Genomic DNA, 20181 nt, shown 5'->3' on the forward strand with positions numbered 1-20181 from the left:
CACGCGGCCCGTCCGGCCCCGCACACCCCCGTACCCCTCCGAGGAGAGCCCGAGTGAAACGTCCGTACCCGCGCGTGCCCGCACGCAGAACGGCGACCGCCGTCGTCGCGGCCGCCCTGTGCGCGGCCCTGGTGCCCGCGCTGCCCGCCGCCGCGGCCCGGCCGCCCGCCGCGCCCTCGGACGCCAAGCTGGCCGCCCAGGCCACCCGGCACGACCTGACCCGTGAGCAGTTCTACTTCGTGATGCCCGACCGGTTCGCCAACGGCGACACCGGCAACGACCGCGGCGGGCTGACCGGTTCGCGGCTGGAGACCGGCTACGACCCCACCGACAAGGGGTTCTACCAGGGCGGTGACCTCAAGGGGCTGACCAGCAGGCTCGACTACATCAAGGGGCTCGGCACCACCGCGATATGGCTCGCGCCGATCTTCAAGAACCGTCCTGTGCAGGGCACCGGCAAGGACGCCTCGGCCGGCTACCACGGTTACTGGATCACCGACTTCACCCAGGTCGACCCGCACTTCGGCACCAACGCCGACCTGACGAAGCTGATCGACAAGGCCCACCGCAAGGGCATGAAGGTCTTCTTCGACGTCATCACCAACCACACCGCCGACACCGTCGACTACGCCGAGAAGACCTACGGCTACCGGTCCAAGGGCGCCTACCCCTACCTCGACCGCGACGGCCGCCCCTTCGACGACGCCGCCGGCATGGCGAAGACGGACGCGGACTCCTTCCCGTACAAGCCGGTGAGCGGCGGCGGCAAGACGCCGTCCTGGCTCAACGACCCGACGATGTACCACAACCGGGGCGACTCGACGTACGCCGGCGAGTCCACCACCTACGGCGACTTCTCCGGTCTCGACGACCTCTGGACCGAGCGCCCCGAGGTCGTCTCCGGCATGGAGAAGATCTACGAGAAGTGGGTCCGCGACTTCGACATCGACGGGTTCCGGATCGACACCGTCAAACACGTCGACATGGACTTCTGGACCCAGTGGGCCACAGCACTCGACGCGTACGCGGCGAAGCACGGGCGCAAGGACTTCTTCATGTTCGGCGAGGTCTACTCCTCGGACACCGCCGTCACCTCGCCGTATGTCACCCAGGGCCGGCTGGACGCCACGCTCGACTTCCCGTTCCAGGAGGCGGCCCGCCAGTACGCCTCGCAGGGCGCCCCGGCCTCGAAGCTCGCCGCCGTCTTCGGCGACGACTACCGGTACACCACCGACAAGGCCAACGCCTACGAGCAGGTGACCTTCCTCGGCAACCACGACATGGGCCGCATCGGGACGTTCCTCAAGCAGGACAACCCGAAGGCCGGTGACGCGGAGCTGGTCAAGCGCGCGGAGCTCGCCAACGAGCTGATGTTCCTCGGCCGCGGCAACCCCGTCGTCTATTACGGCGACGAGCAGGGCTTCACCGGCGCCGGCGGTGACAAGGACGCCCGCCAGACGATGTTCGCCTCGAAGACCGCCGACTACCTCGACGACGACGAGCTGGGCACCGACCGCACCCACGCCTCCGACGCGTACGACGAGACCCACCCGCTCTACCGCTCCATCGCCGCGCTCTCGAAGCTGACCCGGGACAACCCGGCGCTGCGCGACGGCGTGCAGACCGAGCGGTACGCCGAGGGCTCCGTCTACGCCTTCTCCCGTACGGACGCGGCGCGCGGCACCGAGTACGTCGTCGCCACCAACAACGGCACCTCCGCGAAGACCGTCGAGCTGCCCACCGGGTCCGCGCGGATGGACTTCCGCACCCTGTACGGCGGTACCGGCACGGTCCGCAGCGGCGCCGACAAGAAGATCACGGTCACCGTCCCGGCCCTGTCGAGCCTCGTGCTCCGCGCCTCCGGGCCGCTCGCGGCCCCGGCCGCCAAGCCCTCCGTCACGCTGAAGGCCCCGGCCGCCGGCGCCACCGGCACCGTCGAGCTGACCGCCGACGTGGACGGCGGCTCCCTCAACCGGGTCGTCTTCGCCGCCCAGACCGGCAACGGCAAGTGGACCACTCTCGGCACTGCCGACCACGCCCCGTACAAGGTCACCCAGACCCTGAGCGACAGCACCGCAGCCGGTACGCCCCTGCGCTACAAGGCCGTTGTCGTCGACCGCACCGGCCGCACCGCGAGCGCCACCGCCGCGTCCACCGCCGGGCAGGCACCCGCCCCCGCCAAGCCCGTCGCCGTCGAGCGCGACTACGCCGTCGTCCACTACCAGCGCGCCGACGGCGACTACGACGGCTGGCAGGCGAAGTCCGGCGAGACGACCGCCGCGTTCACCGGGCGCGACGCGTACGGCGCGTTTGCGTGGATCAAGGTGCCCGAGGGCGCCGCCACCGTCCCGTACACCGTCGAGAAGTCCAACGCCGCCGACGGGCCCGAGCGCACCGTAGACCTGGCGAAGACCGGCGAGGTGTGGATCGCGCAGGGCGAGGACGGCCAGGCCGACACCGCGCCCGACGGGGCCTACCCGGCGCAGGACAAGACCAAGGCCGTCCTGCACTACTACCGCGCCGACGGCGACTACGACGGCTGGGGTCTGCACACCTGGACCGGCGCGAAGGAGCCCACCGACTGGGCGAAGCCGCTCCAGCCCGTGAAGAAGGACGCCTCCGGACTCACCTTCGAGGTCCCGCTCACCGACGGGGCCACCTCGCTCAGCTACATCCTGCACCGGGGCGACGAGAAGGACCTGCCCAGCGACCAGGCACTCGACCTCGCCACCTACGGCCACGAGGTATGGCTGCTCGGCGGACAGGCCGGCTACCTGCTCCCGCAGGCCGGCGGCGTCCCGACGCCCGACCTCACCAAGGCCGAGGCGCAGTGGATCGACGCCGGAACCGTCGTCTGGAAGGTGAAGGCCACCGAGGCCACCAGCCAGCAGCTCGTCTACGCGAAGAAGGGCGGCATCACCGTCAAGGACGGCGCCCTGAGCGACGAGGGCCAGTGGCTGCGGCTCACCCCGTCCGCGCTCACCGACGCACAGAAGGCGAAGTACCCGCACCTCAAGGACTACCCCGCCTTCACCGTCGACGCCCGGGACCGCGACCGCGTCCGCGAGGCCCTGCGCGGCCAGCTCATCGCCACCCAGCGCGCCGCCAACGGCGCCCTGCTCGCCGCCACCGGGGTGCAGAGCGCCGGGGTGCTCGACGACCTCTACGGCGCGAAGGCGAGCGGCGCCGCCCTCGGCCCGGTCTTCCGCCACGGCACCCCCACCCTCTCGGTGTGGGCGCCCACCGCCCGTACCGTCGCGCTCGAACTCGACGGCCGTACCGTCCCCATGCGGCGCGACGACCGCACCGGCGTCTGGTCCGTCACCGGGAAGAGGAGCTGGAACGGCAAGCCCTACCGGTACGTCGTGAACGTCTGGGCGCCCACCGTCCAGAAGCTCGTCACCAACAAGGTCACCGACCCCTACTCCACCGCCCTGACCACCGACTCCGCCCGCAGCCTCGTCGTCGACCTGGAGGACCGCGAGCTCGCCCCCAAGGGCTGGGACACGCTCCGCAAGCCCGCCGCCGTGCCGCTGCGCGACGCGCAGATCCAGGAGCTCCAGATCCGCGACTTCTCCATCGCGGACCGCACCTCGAAGCACCCCGGTGAGTACCTGGCGTTCACCGACACCCGCTCCGACGGGATGAAGCACCTCAAGCAGCTCGCCGACTCCGGCACCAGCTACGTCCACCTGCTGCCCGCCTTCGACATCGGCACCATCCCCGAGAAGAAGAAGGACCAGCAGAAGCCGGCCTGCGACCTGTCCGTCCACGCCCCCGACTCCGCCGAGCAGCAGGCCTGCGTGGCGAAGGCCGCCGCGAAGGACGGCTTCAACTGGGGCTACGACCCGCTGCACTACACCGTCCCCGAGGGCAGCTACGCCTCCGACCCGGACGGCACGAAGCGCACCGTCGAGTTCCGGCAGATGGTCCAGGGCCTCAACGGCGCCGGACTGCGCACGGTCATGGACGTCGTCTACAACCACACCGTCGCCTCCGGCCAGGACGCCAAGTCCGTCCTCGACCGGATCGTGCCCGGCTACTACCAGCGGCTCCTGGAGGACGGCACCGTCGCCACCTCCACCTGCTGCGCCAACACCGCCCCCGAGAACACCATGATGGGCAAGCTCGTCGTGGACTCGGTCGTCACCTGGGCCAAGGAGTACAAGGTCGACGGCTTCCGCTTCGACCTGATGGGCCACCACCCGAAGGCCAACATCCTGGCCGTCCGCAAGGCCCTCGACGCGCTGACCGTCGCCAAGGACGGCGTGGACGGCAAGAAGATCATCCTGTACGGCGAGGGCTGGAACTTCGGTGAGATCGCCGACGACGCCCGCTTCGTCCAGGCCACCCAGAAGAACATGGCCGGCACCGGCATCGCCACCTTCTCCGACCGGGCCCGCGACGCCGTGCGCGGCGGTTCCCCGTTCGACGAGGACCCCGGCGTCCAGGGCTTCGCCACCGGCCTCTACACCGACCCCAACACCTCCACCGCCAACGGTACGCAGGCCGAGCAGAAGGCCCGCCTGCTGCACTACCAGGACCTGATCAAGGTCGGCCTCACCGGCAACCTCGCCGACTACACTTTCACCGACACCTCCGGGAACACCGTCAAGGGCTCAGGCGTCGACTACAACGGGGCCCCGGCCGGTTACGCCGCCGCCCCCGGCGACGCCCTCGCCTACGCGGACGCCCACGACAACGAGTCCCTGTACGACGCGCTCGCGTTCAAGCTCCCGGCGGGCACCTCGGCCGCCGACCGGGCCCGGATGCAGGTCCTGGCCATGGCGACGGCGACCCTCTCGCAGGGCCCCGCGCTCTCCCAGGCCGGCACGGACCTGCTGCGCTCCAAGTCGCTGGACCGCAACTCCTTCGACAGCGGCGACTGGTTCAACGCCCTGCACTGGGACTGCCGGGCCGGCAACGGCTTCGGACGCGGACTGCCGCCGGCCGCGGACAACGAGGCCAAGTGGCCCTACGCCAAGCCGCTGCTGACCAACGCGAAGGTCACCCCGGGCTGTGCGCAGATCAACGGCGTCTCGGCCGCGTACCAGGACCTGCTCACCCTCCGCACCACGGAGCCGGACTTCGGTCTGGCCTCCGCCGCGCAGGTGCAGTCCCGGCTCTCCTTCCCGCTCTCCGGCAAGGACGAGACCCCGGGCGTGATCACCATGCGGCTCGGCAAGCTGGTCGTCGTCTTCAACGCCGCCCCCGCCACCGCCACCCAGAAGGTCGCCGCGCCGGCCGGAAAGGACTACGCCCTGCACCCCGTCCAGGCGAAGGGCGCGGATTCTATCGTCAAGAAGTCCTCGTACGAGCGGAGTTCGGGAAGCTTCACCGTTCCGGGACGCACGGTGGCGGTGTTCACCCTGCGCTGACCCCGACAGGACTACCGTATGGGCAGCCGCCCGGGGGCGCCGCAGGGGCGTCGCGAAGCACGCCCCCGTAACCCCCGGGCATGCCTTCCACTCCACCCGGCCGGTCCCGGCCCCCTCCGCGCGCACCGGCGTCCTCCTCGCCGGGCCGTGCGGACGCGGGGGCCGGGACCGGCCGCTCCACCTGTGCAGCGACGGTGACGATGGCCAGCAACCTCCCCGAGGAGACCACCAGCTTTGTCGGACGGACGGCCGAGCTGGCCGGGCTGGAACACGCCCTCGCCGCCGGCCGGCTGACCACCCTCACCGGCACCGGCGGCGTCGGCAAGACCCGGCTCGCCCTGCGCGCCGCCCGCCGCGCGGCCCCCGGCTACCGCGACGGCGTCCGGTGGGCCGACCTCGCCCCGCTGCACGACGACGAACTCCTCCTCGCCACCGTCTCCGACGCGGTCGGCCTCAGCGACCACACCCTGCGCACCCCCATCGACGTGCTGTGCGAATGGCTCGCCGACAAACAGCTCCTGCTCGTCCTCGACTCCTGCGAACACCTGCGCCCCGCCTGCGCCCACCTCCTCGGCGAGATCCTCACCACCTCGCCCGGCCTCACCGTCCTCGCCACCAGCCGCCAGCCCCTGGACCTGCGCGGCGAACAGCTCGTCGAGGTCGACCCGCTCCCCGTCGACGGCGCCGCCGACGCGCTCACCCTCTTCCGGGAACGGGCCACGGCCGCCGCTCCGGCCACCCCCTTCCGCGATCTCGGCACCGCCGAGGCCGCCGCCGAGATCTGCCACCGCCTCGAAGGCATCCCGCTCGCCATCGAACTCGCCGCCGCCGCCGTCGGCCGGCAGAGCGTCCAGGAGATCGCCCAGCGCCTCGGCTCCCGGCTCGACGTGTTCGCCGACGCCACGCTCCGCCCGGTCCGCCACCGGACCCTGCGCACCACCATCGGCTGGTCCCACGAACTGTGCACCCCGCTCGAACGGCTGCTGTGGGCCCGGCTGACCGTGCTGCGCGGCGACTTCGACGAGGCCACCGCCGTCACCGTCTGCGCGGGCGGCCCCCTCACCGAGGACGGCGTCCGCACCGCGCTGTACGGTCTGGTCGCCAAGTCCGTCGTCGCCCGCGACGGAACCCGCCACCGCATGCTCGACACCCTGCGCGAGTACGGCCGGATGTGGCTCGCGGAACTCGGCGAGGAGCGGGCCGCCGCCGACCGGCACGCCGCCTGCTTCCTGAGCCTCGCCCGCAGCGCCCACGCCGGCTGGACCGGTGACGACCAGATCCTCTGGTACCACCGCATCGCCGACGCGCACGCCGACCTGTGCGCCGCGCTCGACCACCTCCTCGCCCACGACCCCGCCGCCGCCCAGGAGATGGCCGGGCGCATCGGCTTCTTCTGGTGCTGCTGCGGCCACCTGCCCCAGACCCGCGGCTATGCCCAGCGTGCCCTGGACACCGGACCGGCCGACGGCCCCCACCGCACCCGGGTCCTGTGGGTGCTTGGCATCTGCGTGCTGCTCCAGGGCGACTACGCGGCCGCCGAACGGATCGGTGAGGAGTGCGTCCGCGCAGCCGCCGCCGACGGCACCGACGAGGGCATCCTCGCCGCCGCCTATCTGCGCGGCCTCACCCACCTGATGACCGGCGACCCCGCGAAGGGGCTGCGCGAGGCCGAGCGGGTGCTGCGCACCACCCGGACGGGCACCCCGCTCGAATCGGCCTACCGGCTGCGCTGCCACCTCATCACCGTCTTCGCCCTGACCGGACTCGGCCGGCTGGAGGAGGCGGCCTCGGCAGCCGTCGTGCTGCGCGCCGCCTGCGAGGCCCAGGACGAGTGCTGGACCCGCTCCTACGTCGACTACCAACTCGCCCTGATCGCCCTGCTCCAGGGCCGCGCCGCCCCCGCCGCCGCGCACGCCCGGTCCATGCTCGCCGGCAAGCACCGGCTCCGCGACCGCTTCGGGATCGCGCTCGGCCTGGACATCCTGGCCGCCGCCATCGCCGCCCAGGGCGAGGGGGCCAGGGCGGCCCGGGTCTACGGCACCGGACAGATCTACTGGCGCATGGTCGGCCACCCGCAGCGCGGCACCCCCGAACTGGGCCCGGTCCGCGAGGCCTGCGAACGGCGGGCCCGCGCGGCCGTCGGCGACGCGGCGTACCGGCGCGCCTTCGAACAGGGCCGCGCCGACAACGCGGAGGCGGGCCTCGCCCTGGCACTGCACGGGGAGCTGCTGACGTAACGGCCTCCCGTGCCCACATGGTGAATCGGTGTTGTGCGCACTCACCGGTCCGGGAAAGGCTGGGTGGCGTCCGTCCACCACGCGCCCCTGGAGCCCGTCATGCCGCAGATCACCGTCGACTACTCCGCCGAGCTCGACGAGGCCTTCGACCGCCCCGCCTTCGCCCTCGCACTGCACCCGCTGGTCGCGGAGACCGTCGACACCGGGATCGCCGCCTGCAAGACCCGCTTCCGGCGGACCGAGGAGACGGTGGTGGCGGACGCGCCGGAGGGCGACGCGCTCGTGCACGTGGACATCTCGCTGCTGGCCGGCCGCACCCCGGAGACCAAGGCCCGGCTCACCGAATCCGTCCTGGCGCTGCTGACCGGGCACCTCCGCACGGTCACCGGGCCGACCCTGCACCTCTCGGTCGAGGCCCGCGACCTCGACGCCTCCTACCGCAAGGCCTGAACGGCGCCCAGGGCCAGGCGTCGCGCGGCAGAGGGGAGTTTGACGACAGGCCCTACGGCAGCCGCTGCGCCGGGACCGCCGGGATGGCCGGCGCCAGTGTGGAGAGCCGCGTCAGCAGGTCCCCGAACGGCCCGTCCGCCGGCTCCTGCGCCAGGACCCGCAGCACGATGCCCGCCATCTCCTCGTCGTACGCGGCGCTCACGGCGGCCAGCGCGGCGAAGTCGTGCACGAGCTGCAACTCCAGCTCGGCCCGGGGGACCCGCCGGCCGTCCAGCCAGAGCAGTGCCGTGGACTCGGCGAGGGAGACCCAGGAACGTACCACCAACTCCAGCCGGGCCGGGGGCTTCCCGACGTCCAGATGGGCCAGGATCTGTTCGCAGGCGGCCTGGCGCACCCCGTCGATCATGGCGTTCGCCGTGGAGGAGCCCACGGCCGGGCCGCCCCGCATCAGCGCGGCGAACCCGGGGCCGTGCTCGTCGACGAAGTCGAAGAACCGGCCCATCACCCGCAGCAGCCGTGCGCCGAGCGGGCCTTCGCGCGGCTCCAGGAACCTGGTTGCCAGCTCGTCGGCCGCCCGCCGCAACGCCGCCTCGTACAGGCTCTGCTTGCCCGGGAAGTAGTGGTAGACCAGCGGTCTGGAGATACCGGCCGCGGCGGCGATCTCGTCGATCGACACCTCGTCCGGCGTCCGGTGGCTGAACAACTCCAGCGCGACGCCGATCAGCTGCTCCCTGCGCTCCTCGACGCCCATCCTGCGCCGCACCCCGGTCGTCATGCCCCCAGCGTACCGACCGGTGGGTCCGGCCGGATCACAGGTCCAGCACCAGCCGTCCGCCGTCCCGGCAGCGGGAGACGCAGATCAGCATGGACTCCGCGCGCTCGGCGTCCGTCAGCAGGTCGTCGCGGTGCTCCACCTCGCCCTCCAGGACGCGCTGTTGGCACGTTCCGCAGAACCCCTGTTCGCACGAGTACGAGATGTGCGGCAGTTCGGCGCGTACGGCGGCCAGCACCGACTGGTCCGCCGCGACCGGGACCGTACGCCCCGAGCGGCGCAGCTCCACCTCGAAGGGCACCGCGTCCGCCGGATCCGTCCCCGCCGCCGAGAAACGTTCCAGGTGCAGGGTGCAGCCGTCCGGGAGGGCGGCGGCGACCGCGTCCATCAGGGGCTGCGGGCCGCAGCAGTGGACCGCCGTGCCCTCGGCCGCGTCCGCGAGGACGGCGGCGATGTCCGGGTGGCCGGCCTCGTCCTGCGGGACGACCGTGACCCGGCCGCCGTCGGCGCCCAGCTTCTCGACCTCCTCCAGGAACGGCATGGTGGCCCGGCTCCGTCCCCCGTACAGCAGCCGCCAGTCGGCGCCCTCGGCGGCGAGCCGGCGCAGCATCGGCAGGACGGGGGTGATGCCGATGCCGCCGGCGATCAGGACGTGGGCGGGCGCCCCGGTCAGCGGGAAGCGGTTGCGCGGGCCGCGCACCTCGACCTCCATGCCCTCGTGGAGCGCGGTGTGCACCTCGCGGGAGCCGCCGCGCCCGTCCTCGACCAGCCGGGCCGCCACGGTGTAGGCGCCGTCGTCGGCCGGGTCGCCGCACAGCGAGTACTGCCGGACCAGGCCGGAGGGCAGCACCAGGTCCAGATGGGCGCCGGGCTCCCACGCCGGCAGGTCCGGGCCCTCCAGGCGGAGTTGGACGACGCCGTCGGCGGGGCCGGTGCGCTCGGTGATCAGCAGCCGCCGCCCGGTGGTCGAACGCCGCTGGGACCGGCCGGATATGGGCTCGTCCAGCGCGGGCAGCGGCCACAGCGGGGACTTCTGGATGCGCCGGCGCAGCGCCCGCTTGGCGAGCAGCGCGGCTCCGGCCGCCACGGCGACCGTACGCAGGCGGGGGAGGGGCAGGGAACGCGGCATGGTCAGCGGGCTTCCGTCGTACGGGCCTCGGCCGCGACGGCGGCGGGCGAGCGGGTGAGGTAGTCGACGGCCTGGGCCGTGCTGCCCTCCTGGGAGGGGTGGTACGAACGGCTCAGATAGCGCGGGATCGACTTCAGCATGGCCGGGGTGCTGGGCAGGGTGCCGCGCCGGCCGCTGCGGTAGAACTGCCCGAAGGAAGCCTTGCCGTCCAGCAGGCTCGGGTCGTTCTCCATGAAGAAGCGGGCGCCGCGCTGCCAGAGGAAGGCCAGCGCGCTGAACGCCGTCGCCCAGGTCCGCACCCGCCGCCGGTAGCTGCCGTCGACATGCATGAACACGTCGAAGGCGACCGAGCGGTGCTCGACCTCCTCGGCGCCGTGCCAGCGCAGCAGGTCCAGCATGGTCGGGTCGGCGCCGCGCCGGTCCAGCTCGTCGGCGTTGAGTATCCAGTCGCCGAGGAACGCGGTGTAGTGCTCGATCGCGGCTATCGTCGCCACCCGTTCCAGCAGCCACCACTTGCGCGCCCGGCCGGGCGGCAGGGTCCGGTCGCCGAGCAGCTTCTCGAAGAGCCAGTCGACCTGGGCGGTGTACGGCGTCGGGTCGAGCCCCAGGTCCTTCAGGTGCGGGAGCACGTCGTCGTGGGCCTGGGAGTGCATCGCCTCCTGGCCGATGAAGCCGATGACGTCCTGCCGCAGCTCCTCGTCCTGGATGTACGGGAGCACCTGGCGGTAGACGTGGATGAACCAGCGCTCCCCGGCCGGGAGCAGGAGGTGGAGCACATTGATGGTGTGCGTGGTGAACGGGTCGCCCGGCACCCAGTGCAAGGGGGTCCGGTCCCAGGCGAAGCTGACCCGCCGGGCCTTGAGGGGGATGTGCTCCGTTGCGACCGCTGCCGGCTGCGTGTTAGACATGTTGTCAAAATACTGAGCGGTAGGCCCGGGGAACAGGGGTGTGCGCCGAATTCCCGTGCCCACCTGGTCGGGGAGCGGTGGTTCAGTGCAGCGCGGCCACCCGGCTGCCGTCCTTGAGCCGCCCGTCGAGCCGGGGCCGGGCGCCCTCGGCGGCGGGCACCGCGAGCAGCCGCCCCCGGGCACTGCCCGTCACCCCGCCCGACGTGGACAGCGACGCGAACTGCGTGCTGCCCGCCGCCAGTACGTACCACCGGCCGCCCGGCGACTTCCACAGCACGCCCGCCAGCGCTCGGGGCGTGCGCGCCCCGCACTCCGGCGAGTCCTCGGCGCGCGCCGCGACCGCCCCCGGCACCTGCGGACGCGCGGACGGCTCCTGGAACTGCGCGATGACCCGGCTCCCGGTGCCCCGCCAGGTCTCGGCCCGGGTGCACAGCCACTGTGCCGAGCCGTCGCCCTCCGGCAGCGGCTGGCGCGCGTACGCCCAGGAGTTCACCGACCGCACCCCGTGCGACCGGACCGCCGGGAGCAGGCACGCGGTCCGCGCCCAGCTCTCCCGTTCGGCCCGTCCGGCGACATCGTGCGGCGAACCGGGCGCGCCCGAGGTCAGCCGGGCCGGGGCCAGCTCCCCCAGGTCCGTGACCAGCCGCACCGCCTCGCCCCCGGACAGCTCGACGGCCGGCCAGGCCCGGCAGCCGGAGCCCGCCGCCGGGTCGGCCAGCGCGCCGGTCACCCCGTCGGGGGAGCGGGGGAGCGGACGCGGCGCCCGGTCCGGCGCGAGCAGGTCGCGCACCCGGACGCCCCGCACCCAGGGCGCCGTCAGATACCGCACCCCGTCCCGGGTGCGGCCCACGACCAGGGCGCCCGACGACGCCTCGTCCGCCCCGTCCACCCGGGCGAAGTCGAGCGCGGCGCCCAGCGAAGGGTCGGCGTTGCGCGGCTGGGCGTACCGCACGACGCGCAGTCCGTCGTGGAACAGCACCACCGCCGATTCGCCCACCTCGCCCGCGTACAGCAGCTGCGGCGCCCCCATGGGCGGGCCCACCGGTGTGCCCGGTGTCGCGGACGTCCGTACCCCGGCGCCCGGCCGGGCCCACACCTCCAGGGCCCGCCGCAGCAGCCGGGTGTCCTGGGTGCGGTCGCCGCGTGTGGGCCAGGCCGTGAAGTCCGTACGCGCCGAGTGCCGCCAGAAGCCGGCCGCGACCCTGTGCAACGCCCCCGGGTCCAGGGCCGCTTCGGACGCCGGGTTGCGCGCGTACAGCGGGGCGGACAACGACACGCGCCCCCAGCCGCCGCCGGGCATCCCGAGGAGCGCCCCGCACACCAGCAGCGCGGCGAAGGCCGCGAGCGCGGTCCGGGCCCGCCGGCGGCGCCGCGGCAGATCGGGCGGCCGGGCCTGGAGCGAGCAGGGGTCGAACTCCGGGGAGACGAGGAGCGCGTGGCCGGCGGTGATCCCGTCGGCCTCCGTCAGGGCCGCGTGCGGATCGGCCACCCCGGCGGCGGCCAGCTCCCGCCGGACCTCCCCGTCCGCCAGCCCCTCCAGGCCGCGCAGGACGAACGCGGCGCGGGCGGGGGCGCCGGCCGCCGCCAGCTCCCGTTCGAGGGCGAGTGCACCGGCCCCGCCCGGATGGGGGAGCAGACGCAGGCCCCAGGCCGACGGCAGGACGGGCGGCAGCCGGCGCGACCGGAGACGCAGCCTGCCGAGGCGCCCCGGTGCCAGGGCCCGGCGCAGCACCTGGCGGCGCACGTACGCGTATCCGGGGTCGGCGCTCTCGGTGCGGCCGGGGCGGCGGGGGAGCGGGACGGCGGCGGCTCCGGCGCGGTGGGCCGCCTGGAGGGAGCGCTGGGCGAGGGCGTGGGCGGCCAGCACGCGCCGGCCGCGGCTCACCGAGGGCGGCAGCAGGAGGTAGCCGATCCGCACCAGGCGCGGGTAGTGCTCGACGAGCGCGGCCTCGGCCTGTTCCACGTCGACCGGGGCGACGGCTGTCGGTAGCTCTGACGGTGGGCGCACATTCAGCTGAACGAGCGAATGGTGCGATGGTCACTCCGGGGCGCGTGCGCCGGGCGCCCCGGAGTGGTCAGGCGAACCGGGCGAGCGGGCCGTCGACGGGGGCGTCCGTCATGCGGTTGGCGAGCGTGGACAGGGTGTAGGCGGCGATGCCGAGGGTCACCTCCAGCGCGTTGCGGGCGGTGTAGCCGTGCGCGGTGAACGCCCGCAGTGTCGCGTCGTCGACGGCCCCGTTCGCGGCGAGGACGGCCAGGGTGAACTGCCGCATGGCTTCGAGGCGTTCGTCGGGGAGCGGGGTGCTCTCGCGCAGGGCGGCGACGAGTGCGGGCTCGGCTTCGAGGGCGGTGAGGATTCCGGTGTGCATCGCCACGCAGACGTGGCAGCCGTTCCGGGTGGCCATGGTCATGCTCAGCACCTCGCGGGAGAGCTTGTCCAGGGTGGTGGACTCGAAGAGCGCGTTCATCTTCAGGAAGCCGCCCAGCACCTCGGGGGAGGTGGCCATCCGTCCGGCGGCGGCCGGCAGGAAGCCCTGCTTCCGTGCGATGGCCGACAGCCCGGGGCGGGCGGCGGCGGGGGCGGATTCGAGGGTGTGGTCGGGGAAGGCGGTCGTGGGCATGGTGGGCCTCTCGCGTAAACTCGACAACGTGATTGACGAAAACGTAAACCAGGTTGTCGAGTTTCGCAATGGCTGAGCGCGCGGGCGGGCGGGGAGGGGCGCGTCCCGAGGAGGCGGGCAGGGGCTTCGAGCTGCCCCTGCTGCTGTTCGCCGGCTTCCGCTCGGTCATCGACGCGCTCCATCGAGAGCTGGCCGAGCAGGGCCACCCCGACATGCGGCCCGCGTACGGCTACGCCCTCCAGGCCGTGGGCGTCGAGGGGGCGACCGCCAGTGAGATCGGCCGCCGCCTCGACGTCTCCAAGCAGGCCGCCGGCAAGACCGTCGACAGGCTGGAGGGCCTGGGGTACGTGGAGCGCGCCGACGATCCGGACGACGGGCGCCGCAAGCTGGTCCGGCTGACCGCGCGGGGCGTCGACGTGCTCACGCGGTCCGCGGAGGGCTTCGACCGGCTGCGCGCCGAGTGGGTCCGGACCCTCGGGGCCGAGCGGGTCCGCGCCCTGGAGGCCGACCTGCGCGCGATGGCCCCGGACGGAGCCTTCCGGCTCGATGTCGCGGCCTGGTTCAACGGCTGAGCGCAGTCCTGAGTACTTGGACTTCTCGGACGAGACATAGGACGTATCGAGTCCGAACCCTTTCCGGAAGTCTCACCGTGCGGCACCATGCACGCGTCGGCACCCAAGAGATCCGACCACTTGTGGTCGTGAAGGAGAGGGAACCATGGCACGACGCACCCATGTGCTCAGCGCGCTCGCGCTGGCGGCCGCCGCCGCGCTCATCCCCGTCACCGCCACCGCGCAGCAGGCCGCACCCGGGCCGTCCGCCGCTGCGGGCGCGTGCCGCGGGCCCGTGAGACCCGCCTCGCAGATGACGGTCGAGGACTGCGACAGCCCCGCCCGGATCATCGAGAAGGCGGCGAACATCGTCCCCACCGCCGGCCAGCTCGCCTGGCAGCAGCGGGAGGTCACCGCCTTCACGCACTTCGGGATGAACACCTTCACCGGCCGCGAGTGGGGCTCCGGCACCGAGGACGAGAAGCTCTTCGCGCCCGCCGCCATCGACGCCGACCAGTGGATGCGCGCCTACAAGGCCGCCGGCGCCGAGCAGGTCATGCTCACCGTCAAGCACCACGACGGCTTCGTCCTCTACCCCAGCCGCTACACCGACCACTCGGTCGCCCTCAGCCCCGGCAGCCCCGACGTCGTCGCCGCCTATGTGAAGGCCGCCCGCAAGGCCGGGCTGAAGGTCGGCTTCTACCTCTCGCCCTCCGACGGCGCCGAACTCCCGCACGCCTGGCACGCCGAGTGGGTCGAGAAGATCCGCGCCAAGCAGGACGCCGGCCAGTCGCTGAGCCTGCCCGAGCGGATGGCCCTGGAGGACGGCGACCGCGCACCGGCCGGACAGGGCCGCTTCGGCAACGGCAGCCCGGTCACCGCGCGCACCATCCCCACCCTGGTCCCCGGCGACGACCGCGCCGCCCGCGTGAAGAGCGGCAAGCTGCCCACGTTCAAGGTCCGGGCCGACGACTACGACGCGTACTACCTCAACCAGCTCTACGAGATCTTCACGCAGTACGGACCCGTCGAGGAGCTGTGGCTCGACGGCGCCAACCCCTGGTCGGGCTCCGGCATCACGCAGAAGTACGACGTCAAGCAGTGGTTCGACATGGTCAAGGCGCTCTCGCCGGACACCGTCGTCTTCCAGGGCCCCCAGGGCGTGCGCTGGGTCGGCAACGAGAACGGCACCGCCCGCGAGACCGAGTGGAGTGTCACCCCGCACACCACCGACCCGTGGACCGGCCTCGGCTCGCTGCCCAACGACTCCACGGATCCCGACATCGGCTCCCGCGACCGGCTCCTCGAACCCGAGGTCAACTACCTCCAGTGGTACTCGGCCGAGGCGGACGTCTCCAACCGGCCCGGCTGGTTCTACCACCAGGACGAACAGCCCAAGACCGCAGCGCAGTTGATGAACCTGTACGAGAAGAGCGTCGGCCGCAACGCCTCGCTCCTGCTCAACGTGCCGCCCGCCCCCGACGGCCGGATCGCCGCCGAGGACGTCACGCAACTGACCGCTTTCGGCGCGGACGTGCGCCGGATCTACGGCACCGACGTACGCGACCACGCCCAGGGCCCGTACACCTTCGACCGGGTCGCTGTCCGCGAGGACATCCGGCACGGCCAGCGGGTGGAGAAGTTCGCGGTCGAGGCCAGGGTCAACGGCGCCTGGCAGCGGATCGCCGAGGGCACCACCATCGGCCACGAACGCATCCTGCCGCTGCCCGAGGCCGTCACCGCGTCGGCGGTCCGCGTCAAGGTGCTGGAATCCCGGGCGAAGCCGCACCTGGGCGCCACCACCCTGCACCTGACCAGTAGGGGCTAGCCCCGGTCCAGATACGCCAGTACGGCCAGAACGCGGCGGTTGTCGTCGTCGGAGGGCGGCAGGCTCAGCTTCCCGAAGATGTTCGAGGTGTGCTTGGCCACCGCCCGCTCCGTGATCACCATCTGCGAGGCGATCGCCGCGTTCGACCGGCCCTGGGCCATCAGCTCCATGACCTCTCGCTCGCGCGGTGTCAGCCCGCCCATCGGCTTGTCCTGCGAACGCCGCGTCAGCAGCTGCGAGATGACCTGCGGGTCCATCGCCGTCCCGCCCGCCGCCACCCGGCGTACCGCGTCGATGAACTGCTCCGCGTCGAAGACCCGGTCCTTGAGCAGATAGCCGATCCCGCCGTTGCCGTCCGCCAGCAGCTCGCGCGCGTACAACTGCTCGACATGCTGGGAGAGTACGAGGACCGGAAGGCCGGGCCGTGCCCGCCGGGCCGCCAGCGCGCACTGCAGCCCCTCGTCCGTGTGGGACGGCGGGAGCCGGACGTCGACGACGGCGACGTCCGGCTCCCGCTCGGCAAGGGCCTTGGTCAGTTCGGGCCCGGTCTCGACGGCCGCCGCGATCTCGAAGTCGTACGCCTCCAGCATCCGGACCAGGCCGTCGCGCAGCAGGAAGAGATCTTCGGCTAGGACAACTCGCAAGGGATCTCCATGGTCACCATGGTGGGGCCGCCCGCAGGGCTGCTGACGGCCATGATGCCGTCGAATGTACCGAGCCGGCGTTCGATTCCGCTCAGGCCCGAGCCCGCCCCGACCGAGGCGCCGCCCCTGCCGTTGTCGGTGACCGAGAACTTGAGCGCCCGGTCGCTGTGGCGCAGGTCCACCCAGATCCGGTCGGCCCCCGAGTGCTTCGCCGCGTTCGTCAGGGCCTCGCTGATCGCGAAGTACGCCGCCGACTCGACCGGCGCCTCGGCCCGCCCGTCCAGCTCCACGTCCACGTCGCACGGGATCGGCAGCCGCAGTGCCAGCGCCCTGACCGCGTCCCCGAGCCCGCGCTCGGCGAGCACCGGCGGGTGGATGCCCCGGACCAGGTCGCGCAGCTCCGTCAGCGCCTCGGCCGAGGACTCCCGGGCCATCGACAGCAGCTTCTTCGCCTGCGCCGGGTCCTTCTCGATCAGCGCCTCGACGGTGCCGAGGTTCATCCCCATGGCCACCAGCCGGGCCTGCGCCCCGTCGTGCAGATCCCGCTCGATGCGCCGCAGCTCGGAGGCGGCGGTGTCGACCGCCTCGTGCCGGGTCTCGGTCAACCGGTCGATGCGCAGGGCCAGTTCCTGCTCCTGGGTGGGGGCAAGGACCGACCGGGCGAGCACGAAGTGCGCCCGCAGCAGCCGTTCGCTCACCAGCACCCCGAAGGCGAAGAGCGCCAGGCCGAGCGCGGCGGCCATCAGCGCCGTCGCCTGGCTGTCGACCGGGACGAACCCGTACCAGTACTGGTCGTTCCTGAACACCCGCCACAGGCCCGCCGCCAGGACGAACCCCTCCACCGGGTAGGCCATCAGCGCCGCCGCCAGTACGGCCACCACGTACCCGGCCGTCATGTCGGCCATCATCCAGCGCATGTCCCGCCAGGTCGCCGGGTCCTTCAGCATCAGCGTGGTCCGCTCCACCTGCCCGGTGAACCCGCTGCGCAGATCCTTCGGGAACGGCCGGTACGGGACCGGGATACGGACGTCCGACCAGGTGACCGCCAGCAGCCGGCGCTGGTTGGCGTGCTTGCGGACCGCCTGAAGGATGTACGGCGTGGTGATCAGGCCGATGCCCAGCGGGATCATGGCGATGGAGACCAGCGCCAGCACGAACAGCGTGCACGACCCGGCGATCGCGGCGATCGACAGCAGCAGCCCGCGCCACGCGGCCAGCAGCGCCGACCCGATCCGGCCCCGTATCGCGTCCATCCCGGTCCCTCATTCCCTCGCCGGGCCCTGTGCCGGACCCGTGTCGCACACAGTCTGACCCGCCGCACCCCGCGCACGTCAGCCGGTTCGCCACCCGGTGGGGGTGTACCCAGCACCACCCCGCCCCCTCGCCCTACGTGCCGCGCTACCGGGGGTTTCACCGGCTGGGGCGCCCGCCCCGGCGTTCCTAGATTCGAGGGGCATCGTCGGACTTCCACCAACAGGGGGCGAACCCGCCATGAGGCGTAACCTCGCGGCACGTATCGGTGTGTGGAGTGCACACCACCGCAAGACGGCCATTCTCGGCTGGCTGCTCTTCGTCGTACTCGCCGCGGGCATCGGCGGCGCCTCGGGCATGGTCGAGATGACCGACGCGGAGAACGGCGCCGGGGACTCGGCCCGCGCCGAGCAGATCCTCTCCGACGCCGGACTCGGCCACCGGGCCGGCGAACTCGTCATGGTGACGTCGGCCGAGCCCGACGGCTGGCGCACCGCCGCCCGCGCACTCACCGCCGCCATCGAGGACACCGGCGAGGTCACCGGCCTCGCGGACCCGGTCGCCTCGAAGGACCGCAAGGACGCGCTGATCACCTTCGAGATGAAGGGCGACCCGGACACCGCGGCCGACCGGGTCCAGCCCGTGCTGGACGCCGTCGCCGGCGTGAAGGAGAAGCAACCCGACGTCACCGTCAGCCAGTTCGGTGACGCGAGCGCCGGCAAGTGGCTCGGTGACCTGCTCTCCGACGACTTCAAGAAGGCCGAGTTCACCGCCGTACCGCTGGCCCTCGGCATCCTGCTCGTCGCCTTCGGTGCCGTCGTCGCCGCCCTGCTGCCCGTGGGGCTCGCGCTCACCGCGTGCATGGCCGCCTTCGGAGTGCTCTCGCTCGCCAGCCACCAGCTGCACCTGTTCCAGACCACGTACTCCGTGATGTTCCTGATGGGCTTCGCCGTCGGCGTCGACTACTGCCTGTTCTACCTGCGCCGCGAACGCGACGAGCGGGCCGCCGGCCGCGACGCCGAGACCGCCCTGCGCATCGCCGCCGCCACCAGCGGCCGGGCCGTCCTTGTCTCCGGGCTCACCGTGATGGTCGCCATGGCCGGCATGTTCCTGTCCGGGCTGATGCTCTTCAAGGGCTTCGCCCTCGCCACCATCACCGTCGTGTTCATCGCCATGCTGGGCTCCGTCACCGTGCTGCCCGCCCTGCTCTCCTGGCTCGGCGACCGCATCGAGGCGGGCCGGGTGCCGCTGCTGAACCGGCGCTCCAAGCGGGGCGACAAGCAGAGCGGCCGCATCGCGGGACGGGTGCTGCGCCCCGTCCTGAACCGGCCGAAGTTCTTCGCCGCCGCCTCCGTCGCCGTCCTGCTGGTGCTCGCCGCGCCCGCGATCGGCATGAAGACCGAATCCCTGGGTCTGGAGAAGCAGTTCGGCTCCGGCTCCGCGCTGTCCGTCGCCTACCGCGACATCAGCGAGACCTTCCCCGGCGGCCCCGCCCCGGCCCAGGTCGTCGTCGAGGCCGGTGACATCACCGCCCCCGCCGTACGCAAGGCCCTCGCCGGCTTCGACCACGTCACCGTCCACCGGGCGCAGAACGTCGCCGAGTTCGAGGTCCCGCTGCCCGGCGGCGAGAAGAGCCTCGCCGGACTCCGTGAGGACCGCCTGCCGGCCGCCTTCGACGGCAGCGGCGCCCACGTCTACGTGACCGGCGAGGTGGCCGGGTCCGTCGACTTCAACGACCAGCTCAAGCGCGGCATCGCACCCGTCTTCCTCTTCATCACCGCGGTGACGTTCCTGCTCATGCTGTTCTGCTTCCGGTCCTACGTCATCGCCGTGACGTCCATCCTCCTCAACCTGCTCTCGGTGGCCGCCGCGTACGGGGTCATGACCGCGGTCTTCCAGCACGGCTGGGGCGCCGGACTGATCGGCTCGGAGGGCGTCGGCGCGGTCGAGTCCTGGATGCCGCTGTTCGTCCTCGTCGTCCTGTTCGGGCTCTCGATGGACTACCACGTCTTCGTGGTCTCCCGGATCCGCGAGGCCCACGGCCGGGGGATCGGCAACCGGGCCGCGATCGACGAGGGCATCCGCCGCACGGCGGGCGCGGTGACCGGCGCGGCCGTGATCATGGTCGCGGTGTTCTCGGTCTTCGCGACCCTGTCCATGCAGGACATGCAGCAGATGGGCGTCGGCCTGGCGGTCGCGGTCCTGCTGGACGCCACGCTCGTACGGATGGTGCTGCTGCCCTCCGTGATGGCGCTGCTCGGCGAGCGCAACTGGCGCACCCCGCGCGGCCTCGGCCGCCTGCCGGGCCTGGACCACAGCGAGCCGGAGCCGGCCGCCGTCGTGACGCCGGTCGGACCGGGGGTGCGCGGCTGACCCGAGCGGTACGAGAACGGCCCCGGCCCCCGGTAGCGC

Annotated in this window: 13 protein-coding genes; 6 read left to right on the top strand and 7 right to left on the bottom strand. The window is 72.8% G+C overall.

Translation table 11 applies throughout. From position 1 onward, the window contains the following. The first annotated feature begins 53 nt into the window (after positions 1-53). The 3 genes from pulA (at position 54) to EAO73_RS19305 (ending at position 8065) form a co-directional block, all read left to right on the top strand. Complete coding sequence (pulA, locus tag EAO73_RS19295) at positions 54-5378, top strand: pullulanase-type alpha-1,6-glucosidase (protein ID WP_147972769.1); 5325 nt, start codon at positions 54-56, stop codon at positions 5376-5378. Positions 5379-5578: 200 nt separating this feature from the next. Then, positions 5579-7615 carry an ATP-binding protein gene (locus tag EAO73_RS19300; protein ID WP_147972770.1) on the top strand — a complete coding sequence of 679 codons (2037 nt, stop codon included), beginning with the start codon at positions 5579-5581 and terminating at the stop codon, positions 7613-7615. Positions 7616-7714: 99 nt separating this feature from the next. Beyond that, the gene (locus tag EAO73_RS19305) at positions 7715-8065 is read left to right on the top strand and encodes a 5-carboxymethyl-2-hydroxymuconate Delta-isomerase (RefSeq protein ID WP_147972771.1); all 351 of its coding nucleotides are present in this window, start codon (positions 7715-7717) and stop codon (positions 8063-8065) included. A 52-nt stretch (positions 8066-8117) separates the two neighbouring features. Here the strand turns inward: EAO73_RS19305 and EAO73_RS19310 are convergent, their stop codons facing one another. The 5 genes from EAO73_RS19310 to EAO73_RS19330 all read right to left on the bottom strand — a co-directional run bounded on the left by EAO73_RS19310 (position 8118) and on the right by EAO73_RS19330 (position 13495). After that, entirely contained in the window at positions 8118-8840 is a 723-nt protein-coding gene (locus tag EAO73_RS19310) for a TetR/AcrR family transcriptional regulator (RefSeq protein WP_147972772.1), read from the bottom strand. Positions 8841-8874: 34 nt separating this feature from the next. Further along, complete coding sequence (locus EAO73_RS19315; protein ID WP_147972773.1) at positions 8875-9966, bottom strand: PDR/VanB family oxidoreductase; 1092 nt, start codon at positions 9964-9966, stop codon at positions 8875-8877. Between the two features lie 2 nt (positions 9967-9968). Continuing rightward, positions 9969-10874 (bottom strand): metal-dependent hydrolase, encoded by a 906-nt coding sequence (locus EAO73_RS19320; RefSeq protein WP_147972774.1) that lies wholly within the window; start codon positions 10872-10874, stop codon positions 9969-9971. 82 nt (positions 10875-10956) lie between these two features. Then, on the bottom strand, positions 10957-12882 hold the full coding sequence (locus EAO73_RS19325) for a hypothetical protein (RefSeq protein WP_147972775.1): 1926 nt from the start codon (positions 12880-12882) through the stop codon (positions 10957-10959). A 67-nt stretch (positions 12883-12949) separates the two neighbouring features. Continuing rightward, a complete protein-coding gene (locus EAO73_RS19330; protein WP_147972776.1) occupies positions 12950-13495 on the bottom strand; it encodes a carboxymuconolactone decarboxylase family protein in 546 nt (181 codons plus the stop codon). A 68-nt stretch (positions 13496-13563) separates the two neighbouring features. Between EAO73_RS19330 and EAO73_RS19335 the strand changes: the two genes are divergently transcribed. After that, positions 13564-14067: a MarR family winged helix-turn-helix transcriptional regulator gene (locus tag EAO73_RS19335; RefSeq protein WP_147972777.1), complete on the top strand. Its 504-nt coding sequence runs from the start codon at positions 13564-13566 to the stop codon at positions 14065-14067. Between the two features lie 145 nt (positions 14068-14212). Next, on the top strand, positions 14213-15874 hold the full coding sequence (locus tag EAO73_RS19340) for an alpha-L-fucosidase (protein WP_224756373.1): 1662 nt from the start codon (positions 14213-14215) through the stop codon (positions 15872-15874). Here EAO73_RS19340 and EAO73_RS19345 read toward each other — a convergent pair. Further along, positions 15871-16518 carry a LuxR C-terminal-related transcriptional regulator gene (locus EAO73_RS19345; protein WP_147972778.1) on the bottom strand — a complete coding sequence of 216 codons (648 nt, stop codon included), beginning with the start codon at positions 16516-16518 and terminating at the stop codon, positions 15871-15873. The two genes, EAO73_RS19340 and EAO73_RS19345, sit on opposite strands and share 4 nt — an antisense overlap. Further along, a complete protein-coding gene (locus EAO73_RS19350; protein ID WP_147972779.1) occupies positions 16503-17771 on the bottom strand; it encodes a sensor histidine kinase in 1269 nt (422 codons plus the stop codon). The genes EAO73_RS19345 and EAO73_RS19350 overlap by 16 nt, the downstream gene beginning before the upstream one ends. A 238-nt stretch (positions 17772-18009) precedes the next feature. Between EAO73_RS19350 and EAO73_RS19355 the strand changes: the two genes are divergently transcribed. Next, a complete protein-coding gene (locus EAO73_RS19355; RefSeq protein ID WP_191134141.1) occupies positions 18010-20142 on the top strand; it encodes an MMPL family transporter in 2133 nt (710 codons plus the stop codon). Positions 20143-20181: the final 39 nt, after the last annotated feature.

The organism is Streptomyces sp. col6 (assembly GCF_008042035.1).
Classification (GTDB): Bacteria; Actinomycetota; Actinomycetes; order Streptomycetales; family Streptomycetaceae; genus Streptomyces.